The organism is Acinetobacter seifertii (genome assembly GCF_000368065.1).
Lineage (GTDB): Bacteria > Pseudomonadota > Gammaproteobacteria > Pseudomonadales > Moraxellaceae > Acinetobacter > Acinetobacter seifertii.
In genome coordinates this window covers 1,135,964-1,149,272 of record NZ_KB851200.1, presented here as the reverse complement: position 1 = coordinate 1,149,272, position 13,309 = coordinate 1,135,964, and the positions used below count along the sequence as shown (strand labels likewise).

At 40.7% G+C, this 13,309-nt stretch carries 11 protein-coding genes; 10 read left to right on the top strand and 1 reads right to left on the bottom strand.

Annotated features, from left to right (window positions below; genetic code table 11):
* Positions 1-5 precede the first annotated feature (5 nt).
* The 10 genes from F985_RS12850 (at position 6) to mgrA (ending at position 10,686) form a co-directional block, all read left to right on the top strand.
* A complete protein-coding gene (locus F985_RS12850; RefSeq protein WP_004701568.1) occupies positions 6-821 on the top strand; it encodes an ABC transporter ATP-binding protein in 816 nt (271 codons plus the stop codon).
* A gap of 12 nt (positions 822-833) precedes the next feature.
* Positions 834-1,682 (top strand): energy transducer TonB, encoded by an 849-nt coding sequence (locus F985_RS12845; protein ID WP_004701567.1) that lies wholly within the window; start codon positions 834-836, stop codon positions 1,680-1,682.
* 36 nt (positions 1,683-1,718) lie between these two features.
* Entirely contained in the window at positions 1,719-2,453 is a 735-nt protein-coding gene (locus F985_RS12840) for a MotA/TolQ/ExbB proton channel family protein (protein WP_004701565.1), read from the top strand.
* Positions 2,453-2,860 (top strand): ExbD/TolR family protein, encoded by a 408-nt coding sequence (locus F985_RS12835; protein ID WP_004701564.1) that lies wholly within the window; start codon positions 2,453-2,455, stop codon positions 2,858-2,860. The genes F985_RS12840 and F985_RS12835 overlap by 1 nt, the downstream gene beginning before the upstream one ends.
* A 156-nt stretch (positions 2,861-3,016) precedes the next feature.
* Positions 3,017-3,814: a Crp/Fnr family transcriptional regulator gene (locus F985_RS12830; protein WP_004701561.1), complete on the top strand. Its 798-nt coding sequence runs from the start codon at positions 3,017-3,019 to the stop codon at positions 3,812-3,814.
* A 119-nt stretch (positions 3,815-3,933) separates the two neighbouring features.
* Entirely contained in the window at positions 3,934-4,842 is a 909-nt protein-coding gene (locus tag F985_RS12825; protein WP_004701559.1) for a TauD/TfdA dioxygenase family protein, read from the top strand.
* A 51-nt stretch (positions 4,843-4,893) separates the two neighbouring features.
* Positions 4,894-5,961, top strand: coding sequence for an ABC transporter substrate-binding protein (locus F985_RS12820; protein ID WP_004701556.1), 1,068 nt, complete (start codon positions 4,894-4,896; stop codon positions 5,959-5,961).
* Between the two features lie 128 nt (positions 5,962-6,089).
* The gene (locus F985_RS12815; protein WP_081401367.1) at positions 6,090-8,285 is read left to right on the top strand and encodes a TonB-dependent receptor; all 2,196 of its coding nucleotides are present in this window, start codon (positions 6,090-6,092) and stop codon (positions 8,283-8,285) included.
* A 62-nt stretch (positions 8,286-8,347) separates the two neighbouring features.
* Positions 8,348-9,676: an LLM class flavin-dependent oxidoreductase gene (locus F985_RS12810; protein ID WP_025469130.1), complete on the top strand. Its 1,329-nt coding sequence runs from the start codon at positions 8,348-8,350 to the stop codon at positions 9,674-9,676.
* 11 nt (positions 9,677-9,687) lie between these two features.
* Positions 9,688-10,686: an L-glyceraldehyde 3-phosphate reductase gene (gene mgrA / locus F985_RS12805; protein WP_004701550.1), complete on the top strand. Its 999-nt coding sequence runs from the start codon at positions 9,688-9,690 to the stop codon at positions 10,684-10,686.
* Between the two features lie 66 nt (positions 10,687-10,752).
* Here the strand turns inward: mgrA and F985_RS12800 are convergent, their stop codons facing one another.
* A complete protein-coding gene (locus tag F985_RS12800; RefSeq protein WP_004701548.1) occupies positions 10,753-13,230 on the bottom strand; it encodes a TonB-dependent receptor in 2,478 nt (825 codons plus the stop codon).
* Positions 13,231-13,309: the final 79 nt, after the last annotated feature.

Here is a 13,309-nt window from a genome sequence, read left to right as displayed (position 1 = left end):
AAACCATGACAATTACCCTTAATACAAATACTGAAAAACATCACCAGTCTTTTCAATCTAATGCTCAAACACGTGTGGCATTTCACCATGTCCACAAGTCTTTTGTCGTCAATCAACAACCTGTTAAGGTCATTCACGACTTTAATCTAGAAATTAAAGAAGGGGAGTTTATTGCGATTGTGGGTAGCAGTGGCTGCGGTAAATCTACGCTCTTACGTCTTTTGGCAGGACTAGATCAAGATTTTGATGGTCGAATTTTAATTGATGGTGCCGATGTAAGCGGCATTGGCGGCGATCGAGCGGTAGTTTTTCAAGAACATCGCTTATTTCCTTGGCTTACCGTTGAGCAAAACATTGAGCTAGGTTTATTAAATGAGGCGTTAACTTCACGTGATAAAGATATTCTGGTCCAGAAAGCAATTGAGTTGATTGGCTTAAATGGCTTTGAAAAGGCCTACCCACACCAACTATCTGGCGGGATGTCTCAACGTGTAGCTATTGCACGCAGTCTTGTTGTGCAACCACGTATTTTTCTGTTAGACGAACCGTTTGGTGCCTTGGATGCATTAACACGGCACCAAATGCAAAATGAATTGCTACGCATTCAATCTCAACAAAAAATGACCACTGTTTTTATTACACATGATGTGGAAGAGGCCGTAACTCTGGCAGATCGTGTGGTGATTTTAAAACCTAAACCTGGTCGTGTTGAACAGATTATTCCCGTCAACTTGCCGCGTCCTCGAAATCGTTCAAGTTTTGAATTGCATCAATTAAAAGAACAGATTTTTCGGATTTTGACCGAAGACAAAATTGGTTAATAGGAGTTATTGATGAGTGAATTTAGTCAAGGCTCGATTAGAAAAGCATTTTTATTTGAGCAACTATCCAATCAAGTCTCCCATACAACGACGGTTAATGATCCTTTTAGCCATAACGTAAACGTAGATGCTGGAAATGATCCTGCTGGACCAAAAAAGAATGCTTTGGCAATTGCGATTGTCGCCGTTGCTGCGGCACATTTGGGAATCTGGTATATCGCCAAACAACTTCCTACACCTCAGCTTGATGTTAAAACACCTGACCCTGTGGTGATAGAGATTGTCAAACCGCCTGAACCACCTAAGGTGATTGAACCTAAAATCCCTCCAGTGGTGCAAAAGCCAAAGATACCGCCTGTTAGTCCAAAGCCTGAGCCTGTACAAAAGCAAATAGAGCCACCAAAACCAGTACAGAAACACGTTGAGCAGCCTAAACCTGTTGAACAGCATAAGGCAGTAGAGCAACCACGGCCTGTAGCGGAACCCTTAAGTAAAAACGTGGTGGCGGCTCCTGTTCAACAACCCGTTTCAAAACCCGCTGAAGCACCTGCGAAAGCTGCTGATGACAACTTGCCAGTTACAGAAGCAAAAGGCTATGCAGGTTATTTGAGTAATCCAGCGCCTGAATATCCTGAACAGGCTCTCGATCGGGGTTGGGAAGGTTCAGTCATCTTGAGGGTAAAAGTCTTGCCAAATGGCAGCCCTGATAGCGTGACAGTCAAACAGAGTAGTGGCAAAAAAATACTCGATAGTGCAGCAGTGAGAACCGTAAAACAATGGAAATTCTCACCAGCCTTAAAAGGGAAGACACCAGTCGAAGGATGGGTCGATGTTCCTATTCACTATCAACTCCCGAAATAATTTTTAACTTAATATTGATCTATAAGGAATTTTAACATGAGTGATATAAACTCCCTGATCCACGATGGGACTATCTGGTTATTGGTTGCTTTTTCAATTGTGACGTGGGGTTTGATTGTCATTAAACTGGTTCAAACCCAAAAAGCTGACCGTCAAAGCAAAGCCTTTGCAGAAGAATTCTGGAGTGCCAAAAATCTGCAAGATGCGATTCAAAAATCGGAAGTAGGGCAAGGACCAGTGGCACGCATTGCAAATACTGGTTTTAAAACACTTGCCGATGCAGACGATGATACTCATCAAGATTTACAACATAGTTGGAGTCGTCAAGATTTACTCGAGCGTCATTTACGCAAACAAATTTTGTCTGAACGCCGCCAATTAGAAAAAGGTTCTGCCTTGCTCGCATCAATTGGTAATAATGCACCTTTCATTGGCCTATTTGGTACAGTCTTTGGGATTATCCATGCTTTACAGGCCATTGCACATTCGGGTAATGCCAGTATGGATGTCGTTGCAGGGCCGATTGGTGAAGCGCTAGTTGCAACAGGCATCGGGATTGCAGTGGCTGTTCCAGCAGTACTGGCATATAACTATTTTGTGCGTAAAGTAAAAACTATTGGTGCAGAACTAGATGACTTTGCGACTGATTTTGTCAGCCTAAACCAAAAATCAGGTTTCCAGCTTAAGGCAGTCAAGACACAAACAACAAATACGAGCATTCCAGCCAGCGAGTTAAGCCATAACCACAATAAAGAAAAGGTATATGCATAATGGCCATTTCAACATCAGAACAAGATGATGTCGTCAGCGAGATTAACATTACCCCTTTAGTAGACGTGATGTTGGTTCTGTTGATTGTGTTTATCGTCACGGCGCCCTTACTGACGAATACTGTTAAGGTAAACTTACCCAAAGCTGCACCAACACAGGTGACAGCTCAGACCAAGGCTGTGGTCATTAGTGTTAATCCAAAAGGGGAAATTTATCTGGATAAAGATAAAGTCGCTCTTGAACACTTCGAACAGGCCATTCAAACGCGTAAGGCGGCCAATCCTAAACTGGCTCTGAACCTGAATGCAGATGAGACCGTTCCTTATGGTACGGTTGCCAAGTTACTGGCCAGCATAGAACGTGTAGGCGTTGATAAACTATCAGTCATTACATCGCCTAAGTCTTAAGTTCTATCAAAATAAACAAGACGAAAGAAAATCAAGATCCAAATTTGAGAACTTGATTTTCATATAATTGTTTAATCTAAATTTATATTAAACTTGAATTTCACGATTAGGTTGTATGGTCTATTTTAGAGCTTCAATTTGATGGTGAGATGGCGAATGACAACACTTGTTTATAACGATAAAAGAAGAAATAACTATGATCATTTTTTAGATTTATTAGATCAAACTCATATCAATCGTTATCAAGATTTCAACATTACCTTTGAATATAAAAAACTGGCTGAACAAATGCTGTCAGAATGTGAATTCATGGACGCATGTTCGCTTGAAGAAAAGCAAAAATTATTTAATGAAATTAAGATAAAGCATCTTTATCAAGGGCAAGTGCTATATTCGAGAAATCAAAACTGTCGTGAACTGATCATTGTTTTAAGTGGTGTACTCAAGTTAGGTTGGAATTCATACGATGGGAAATATCTTATTCATCGCTTTATTCCTACAGGCGCACTATTAAATATTGTCTATCTTATTTCTGAATCTGCGCTAGAGCATGAATATGTTGCACACGAAGCAACTGTGATTGCGACCATTCCAGAGCATATCTTTAAGTACACCATACAGCACAATTCACGCATGCTATATCAGGTTTTAAAATTGGTATGCCAAAGAACACGTCTTTTAGACAATGATATCTATCACACATCTACACAACCTTTAAAGGTACAAATTGCGCGACAGCTCATCTATTTAATCGAATTTTTTTCGACTCAGACTCAAAAAGGCATTGAGGTTTTATTAAAACTCTCACAAGAAAATTTAGCTGAACTTTTAAAAATATCGAGACAAAGTATCAGAAAGGAAATTCAGTGGTTTGTTGAAGAAGGCATTATAGAAACAAAATACAATCATATCTCTGTCAAAGACATCGACAAATTAAAAGCCTTACTGCACTAAAGAGATTATGACGAATTATGAATAATTTTTCATAAATGCAGAAATGCTATGTAATTTTTGTTGCAGAATTTAAAGGGGGGAATTTCTAAACTCATATCATCAATGACGAGAACGATGATATGGCAGATTTATTAATAAGAAAACCAGTGAGTGAGTTAATCGATGTGATCCCTTTAGCAGGTCGTATCGGTGCGCAAATTAATGGTGTTGAATTATCTTCAAACCTTAACCCTGAGGTCTTGGATCAAATTAGGCAATCATTGCTTGAACATAAAGTTATTTTTTTCCGTAATCAGGAACATTTAACCGATCAAGAACAGGAAAAGTTTGCCGAATTACTTGGACAACCTATTTCACATCCTACTGTTCCAGTGGCAGAGGGTTCGACTTATATATTTGAACTTGATTCCCGTCATGACGGTCGTGCAGACGTTTGGCATACCGATGTTACCTTTGTTTCAAATTATCCAAAAATCAGCATTCTAAGAGCAGTAACTACCCCCAATCGAGGGGGAGATACCACATGGGCAAATACAGAAGCAGCCTATGATGAATTGCCTGAGCCACTAAAGCTCCTTGCCAATCAGCTCCGTGCGATTCACACCAATGATTTTGATTATGGTGGTTTTCGGCCTTCTGCAAGTGATGAAGTCGTAAAACGCCATCAAAAAATCTTTGCTTCAACGGTCTATGAGGCAGAACACCCATTGGTCAGAGTACATCCTGAAACAGGTAAGCGAACCTTAATTTTAGGCCAATTTTTTAAACGATTTGTGGGTCTGACTGCTAAAGAGTCCAACAAGCTATTTGAAATTTTTCAAGATCGTATTACCAAACCAGAAAACACGATTCGCTGGACGTGGAAGGACGGAGATGTCGCTATTTGGGACAACCGTGCCACTCAGCATTTAGCCGTTAATGATTATGGTAATGCTTTGCGTATTATGCGACGCGTTACGTTGGCAGGCGATGTTCCTGTTGATATCGATGGCAAAGCGAGTAAGCAAATTAAGCCATCTACGTCATAAGTGACTAAATAATACGACGCTAATTTATCAATAAAAAATGTGGAAAATATAATGAAACCATCAATTTTTAAGAAATTGATCTTGCTGAGCTTATTGGCTTTTGGACATGCCAGTTACGCTGAAAGCCTTAAAACAATCCGAATTGGTTCTCCCGATTTGACTGCTGGTCAGAAACACGCGGGTGGTGGAGTTGTTGATGTGCTTTACAACAAAAAATGGCTTGAGCAAGAACTTGCAAAAAAAAATGTCAAAGTGGAATGGCATTTCTTTAAAGGTGCTGGGCCAGCTATTAATGAAGCATTGGCCAACAATCAACTAGATTTCGCCTTTTTAGGGGATTTACCTCCAATCATTGGTAAGGCCAATGGATTGGATACCCAATTACTTGTTCCAACGGCGCGCGGTATCACCAATTATTTGGCGGTAAGATCTGATCTTCCGATCAAAAATTTTGCTGAATTAAAAGGGAAACGCGTTGGTTTGTTAAGAGGAACAGCAGATGAATTGTCATTTGTGAGTGCATTGAACAGCCAAGGTTTAAAGCTCAACGATGTGCGAGTGGTCAATTTAGACTTTAACGCCGTCAACGCTGCTTTGGCCGCAAAAAAAATTGATGCATCATGGGGACCTTCTCGATTTTTTGCGTTACGTGACAAACACATCGTTAACTTGCCTATCAGTAGTCGTCAGTTAAATGGTGCAGGATCTACTCAAGGTGTGTTTTTAGGTCGTCAATCGTTTATTCGACAACATCCAAATGAAACACAACAGGTTGTGACTCAGGTTGTAAAAGGTCTGAGTTGGCTCTCAAATGAGCAAAATCGAGTACCACAAGTCGCACTCTTTTTTACCCAATCGGGTTATCCAGCATCTATCTATGCTCAGGAACTCAATGGTGTAAATCTGAAGTTTTTATATTCACCGTTATTTGATGGCTATTACACCCAACAATTGCAGCAAAAAATCACTTTGGCTACGCAACAAGGGTTGATACGCAAAAATATTGACGTCAAAAGCTGGATTAATCCGTCATTTGTAAATCAAGCACTTGAACAATCAAATTTAAAGACCTACTGGAAACCAACTCAGCAGTACGAATATTTGAAATCAGTGAAATAAGCACCGTCTTTTAAAACTTAATTATGGGGTAAATAATGTCGATACATTCGAAGAATGTAGCGCGTGATCCGTTCACGTCAGCTACTAAACAAAAAATTTTAAATTTAAGTCTGCTTTCGCTGAGTATCTTGTCAGTTTGGGGACAAGCTCATGCAGAAACAGTCTCAAATACCGCACGTTCTTCAGAGGATGTGGCACAGTTAGAAACCGTAGTTGTGACAGCAACACGCCGTGAAGAATCACTCCAAAAAGTACCTGTTGCCGTTTCAGTTATTAGTGGAAAGGAACTCGATAAGCAACAGCGAAACTCACTTGAAACATTAGTAACACAAGTACCGAGTGTTAACTTTCGGGCTGGAGCTTCCAATAAAGATACTTCTTTATTTGTTCGCGGTATTGGAACTGTTACCACTTCACCGGGTGTTGAGCCTTCCGTCTCTACAGTGATCGATGGCGTTGTGTACAGCCGACCGGGGCAAGCAACACTCGATTTGTTAGATGTGGATCGTATTGAAGTTCTTCGTGGTCCGCAAGGAACACTTTTTGGTAAAAATGCATCGGCAGGTGTAGTCAATATTGTGACCAAAAATCCAACCAGTGAAACCTCTGGTTATATCGATGCCTATGCCACTAACGATGGTGAACAACGAATTAAACTAGGAGCATCTGGTACATTAATTCCTGAAAAATTAACTGCCAATGTCTCGGCGCTATTAGGTAATTTTGATGGCAATGTAGATAACCTTACAACCAATCAAGATGTTAATGGCTATAAAAACTATGGGTTTAGAACCAAATTTGAATATACGCCTACCGATAGTTTAGTTTTAGGCTTTACTGCCGATTATCTGCATAAAAAAGGAAGTGCCCCAACAGGTATTGTGGTTAAAAATACCGATGCCAACTATGCAGCAGCATTATCGCCTGTTGTAGCATCTCCAACCAATCGAAGTACGGTTGAAAATACTCAAGCCTCGACTGATGATACCAATCAGGGGGTAGCGCTTACCGCAGACTGGACATTAACCAATCATCAATTGTCATCCATTACGGCCTTTCGCCAATGGAAAAACACACAGATTGGTGACAGCGATCAGCTTGCTGCTCCGACACCAAATTTTGCAGGAATTGCCGATTTAGGTCATGTTAACAGTAAGCAGTTTTCTCAAGAAATTAGAATTAAACCGCTCGATCATGGTTTTTTTGATTATGTCGCGGGTCTATATTTTTCTAAAAACAAAAACGATGAGACTTATCAACGTGAGTCAACTTGGTACAACAATGCTTCTAATGCTTATGTCGTAGATTTTGGTAAGGCAATCTATAACACAGACAGCACCAACTATGCTGCATTTGGTGAAGGTACCTTTCATTTCACAAATCGGTTGAGATGGATTGCAGGCTTACGTGTTACTCGAGATGAGTTGTCTTATGATCATAGCCGAGTTTCAACTGTTCCAAGCAGTGTAGGTGTCCGAAATGCTATTCGTTCTTCATTTAGCAGTGATGGATCAACCAGTGAAACTGGAGTTTCGGGCCGTATTGGACCTCAATATGACTTTACACCGAATATATTGGGCTATTTTACCTATTCAAGAGGTTATAAAGGTCCTGCATATAACGTTTATTTTAATATGCAGCAAAATGATACACCTGTCATTGATCCTGAAACGGCTAACTCTTACGAACTTGGTCTCAAATCTCAATGGCTGAATAATCGTCTGCGTGTCAATGTTGCGTTATTTAATACGGATTATGATAACTATCAGGCAAATTTTAGAACCCTCGACCCAAATGGTTTCCCGATAACCCGCTTGGTTAATGCAGGAAGTGTTTCTACCTATGGGGCCGAAATTGATTCGGTATATAAGATTAATCCAAATTGGGCACTAAACTTTTCAGGTGCCTATACACATGCACGAATTGATGACTTCAAATGTCCAGCTGCCGATACTTCGTGCCCAAATGTAAACGGTAAGCCGCTGCCATTTTCTCCTGATTGGAAATTTAATACCCAGCTCGATCGCTATTTTACTCTAGCAAATAACAAGCAAATTGAACTTTCAACCCAATATGCATGGCAAAGCAAAGTACAGTTCAGTCTCGACCAAAACCAAAACACCATTCAGGGTGCATATGGACTTTTGAATGCGAGCATTGCTTTAGCTGATACTGCTTCTGACTGGCGATTGGCATTGAATGTACGAAATATAACGGATAAATCATATGCGACCTTACTGAGCACAAATGGTAGCCGTATTACTCGTCAAGTCCCTAGAGATGATGAACGCTATTTTGGCATTTCATTCCGTAAAAATTTCTAAAAAGTATGTCTAGTACGCCTCGTTTTTTTCGAGGTGTACGCCCATCCATTGGACTGATTAAAATGAGTAATTCTTCGTCTACAAGAAAGCTTCACCTTAATTTATTTTTAGACGGTTATGGCCATCATTTGGTCAGTTGGAGACATCCAGCGAGTCAATTAAACCTAAGCCCCTATGAGCGCTACTTAAATGCAGCAAAAATAGCTGAAGAGGGTAAATTTGATGCCATTTTTTTTGCCGATAGTCTAGCTGTTGATCCAGCAACAGCCACATCAGGCAAAATTCGCGGTAGCGAGGTTGAGCCCCTTACGTTACTTTCAGCAATCGCGACACAAACCCGTCATATTGGACTCATTGGAACAGCTACAACAACCTATAATGAGCCATATCATCTCGCAAGAAAATTTGCCTCTTTAGACCAAATTTCTGCTGGACGTGCAGGCTGGAACCTCGTCACCACTGATTTTGCGCTTGAAGCGAAGAATTTCAGTACAAAGGAACATGTCAAACATCAAGATCGCTATGCACGTGCTGAAGAATTTCACGATGTCGTAAAAGGACTTTGGAATAGTTGGGATGAGGATGCAGCTATTCATGATAAAGCCACAGGCATTTTCTTTAATCCAGATAAGGTACACACGCTCAATCATTGCGGTGATATTTTCCAGGTAAAAGGTCCACTCAATATTAGCCCAAGCCCACAGTTTCACCCTGTGGTGGTTCAGGCAGGCAGTTCAGAACGAGGTAAAAATCTGGCAGCTCGTACGGCAGATGTCATTTTTACTGCGCAATCTAACTTAGCCGCGGCACAGCAATTTTATAGCGATGTAAAGCAACGTCTTGAAGACTTTGATCGCCAAGAACATGAGTTAGTGGTCATGCCTGGCGTATATGTGCTTGTTGCTCATACACATGAAGAGGCGAGGAAACAGCAACAGCTTTTAGATGAACTCGTTGATGATGACATTGGCCTAGCGCTTTTAGGAAGAATGCTGGGCAATTTTGACTTAAGCGGTGTTGATGTGAATGAGCCTTTAGCTTCCTTAGATTTATCTGAAACCCAAACGGGGCAGCAAAGCCGTCAGCAATTGATTCAGGCTCTTGGGCAAGAGCAGGGTCTAACCATTAAACAGCTCTATCAACGTATTGCATCGGGACGTGGGCATTTTTGTTTGGTTGGAACGCCAGAATATATCGCCGACCAGCTTGAAGAATGGTTCGTTAGTGGTGCAGCAGATGGATTTAACATTATGCCTGCCGTTATATCAAATGGAATTAGAGACTTCGTCGATCTGGTTATTCCCATCCTTCAACAGCGCAATTTATTCCGCAAAGAATACGAAGGTCAAACATTAAGACAAAACCTTGGCCTCTTGGCTGCTACCGAATAAAAGGGCAGAGTATGTATCTCGCAAATTCAGAACGATATCAATCATTCCAATATCGAAAAATTAAAAATAGCGGTTTGGTATTACCACCATTGTCACTTGGTTGCTGGCATAACTTTGGAGATGACACTCCAATTCAGCAACAAAAATCGGTACTTTACACGGCATTTGATCATGGAATTAATCATTTCGATCTGGCCAATAATTATGGAACACCTTTTGGAAGTGCAGAGAAAAATATTGGGTACTTTTTAAAAACTGATTTCAAGCCATATCGAGACGAACTCATTATTTCGACAAAGGCAGGCTGGGACATGTGGCCTGGACCTTATGGACAAGGTGGTAGCAGCCGAAAATATCTGATGGCTAGTCTTGATCAGAGCTTACAGAGACTGGGGCTTGATTATGTCGATATTTTTTATTCACATCGCTATGACCCAGAAACACCGCTTGAAGAAACAGCCAAGACACTTGCTGATATTGTGCAACAAGGTAAAGCTCTCTATGTGGGGATTTCTTCTGGATATACACCAGAGTTAACATTACAGTTGATAGAATTGCTTCAGGCTTATCACGTTCCACTTACTTTGCATCAACCGATTTACAATTTTTTTGAACGTCAGATTGAGCAAGGTTTAACGGAGACTGCTAAACAAGAGGGTTTTGGTGTAATTACGTTCTCACCACTGGCCCAAGGCCTTTTGGCTGGACGATATCTGAATGGTGTACCTGAAGACTCACGTATCGGGCGTGGTAGTCGTTATTTACAGTCAGAGCATCTCGTTTCATTGAAGCTACAGCAAATACAGCAGTTAAATGAAATAGCAAAGCGTCGAGACCAAACATTGGCTCAATTGTCATTGTCGTGGGTTTTACGTGATGAACGTATTACATCGACAATTATTGGTGCTAGCCGACCAGAGCAGATCATCGAAAACTTAAAAGCATTGCAAAACACGGTGTTTAGTGCAGATGAGTTGACTCAGATTGACGCTATTCTAAATAGGCCATAACTTGATACAAACTTTGCAGCATGGCTTTCAAGGAGCCAGTGCTGCAATGATTGAGCATTTTATTTGTTAAAAGCTAAGTTTCACTGTTGCACCAATAGTACGAGGCTGACCTAAACTAGCGAGAACAATACCATTAGAAGAATTCCATGTATTAGTTACATAGATTTCATTGGTGAGATTTTTTACCCATAGCGCAACATCCAATTCATTTTCACCAATACGATGTCTGGCACCTAGACTCGCATTTGTTAATCCATAGGCTTTAATAACACTGTACGGGTTATTATCTAAAGAGCCATATGACCAATCTCGCCAAGCATAACTTCCTGAAACATAGGGCTGCCAGTTATTATGCTCAGCTAAGTCATAACGGAAATTGAAATTTGCAATCCATTTCGGTACGCCATATACACGCTCTCCAGATAGATCTTGTGTGTTTACGCCTGTTGGAATGCTGATATTGGATGGAGCAGGGGCATTTTTATATTCTGTATAGGTAGTATCGTTAAGAGAGCCATTAAAGTTAAGTGTAAGGCGACGAATAGGTTGATAGGTTGCATCGAGTTCAATCCCTCGGCTGCGTACTTTACCCGCATTTGCCAATACACTCACTACAGAGTTACCGACTTGTTCATAGCTTGTGGTTTGATAGTCAGAAACATCAATCCAGAATATATTACTATTGAGCTGTAAGGTATTATTTAGAAAATTCTGTTTCAATCCAATTTCATAGTTATCTGCTTTTTCAGGATCAACCTTTAACGAGTTAGCACCCGCTGCTGGTGCAGAACCAATGCTTAGGTTAAAGCCACCAGATTTCTCGCCGTGTGAATACGTTGCATAGGCCAGTGTGCTCGGATTTACCCGATAGCTGCCAGTCAGTAAGCCAGAGTAACTTAAACCATGTTGCTTCAGTTCACCCGAATCGTATGCGCCAAGCTGGGCATTTAGTAAATTACGCTCTGCCGCACTTAAACCCGAAACTGGAGTACCCCCAATAGGGTCGGTTCTATAGATACTGGCAGATTTATCTTCATAGGTGACTCGTGCACCTGTGGTGATGTCTAACTTCGGTGTCGCATGCCATGTACTTTGACCAAATAGTGCTGAGCTTTTTGTCTCAGTTGTTCCGTATGCATACGAATCTCGATTATTCAAAATATTCGATTGACCATTTGCAATTAAGGTTCTCACGCTCGGAACGTTATAAAGATAGAATGCGTCAGCCGTATCTCCATATAAAGAGAAAGTCGTATTGTCTAACTGTTGCTGAAAGTAATATAGGCCCGTTACCCAATCCACTTTTTGATTTCCAGCAGATGTTAGGCGTAGCTCTTGAGAATACTGTTTATCTCGAACCGAAACACCGGCATTCGTCAATGCATTTGAACTAATAAAATCACTATTGGTTGGAGTGAAGTTCCAAAAGCGGTATGCACTAATCGACGTAATTTTTTTACCGCTATCTAGCGACCAATTGGCTTCTGCCGATCCACCACCTTGTTCAACAGACATATGTTGTGGGGCATCTGAATGAATCTGTTTATCTTTCCAGTTGGTATAAAGATTTTTGGCACCTGACTGTGTGGCATTTTCTAAGTAACGATTGTAGTTATTTCCATATACGGTACTGTTAAACGTTGGCCCAGCGTAGTACACCACCATCGCACCTTGATCATCATCTTGCTTGTTGTAATCTGCAATTAGACGTAAATTAAAATTCTCTTGCGGCTTCCAGAGAATTTGACCGCGGACACCTTCGCGATCTGTATTGTTATAATCTTTACCATTATAGGTATTATGAATAAAACCATCTTGAGTTGTTTTATAAAAAGAGAGTCGGCCTGCTACAGTTTCGGATAGAGCATCTGAAAATGTTCCTTTAGCCTGCAAATAATTGCGTGAGCCAAAAGAAATTTCAGCAGAATGGTCTGGGTCGAAGGTAGGCTGTTTTGAGCTAATGTTTAATAAACCCGCCGTGGTATTTTTACCAAATAATGTCCCTTGTGGCCCGCGTAATAATTCGAGTTGGGCAATATCTAATAAATCAAATACAGCCATGCCGGGGCGACCTAAGTAAACATTGTCCAGATAGACCCCAACACTAGCTTCCAAACCATCACTGGCTGGGTTATTACCCAAACCTCGAACAGCTACACTCGATTGACGTGGGTTCAAGAAAGCAACATTAAGGCTGGGTAGGGCTTGTTGTAGATCTTCAAGTTTGCTGAGTTTTTGTGTTTCCAGTGTTTTAGCACTTAAAATACTAATCGGTGTTGGAACATTTTGTGCTTTTTCTTCACGTCTTCGTGTAGTCACTATAACATCTGCAAGCTGAATGACATCATCTGCTTTACTGTTTGACTTTGAATTTGACGTACTGGCTTCCGTTACCGCTGTACCTGAAGTAGCGGAAGTGTCCTCGGCATAGACAATAGATGAATATCCTGCACACCCTATAAGTGAAATAAACAGACTTTGCGTGATTTTATTTAAAACTAATCTTTTTCTCTTGAAGTGAAAGGTGTGCTTTTGAACTGACATTAATGACTCCGTTTTGTGTTTTCTTTGTGATGATTTTAATTTTTATGTAATTGAACACTGTCATTATCAGTACAAACTT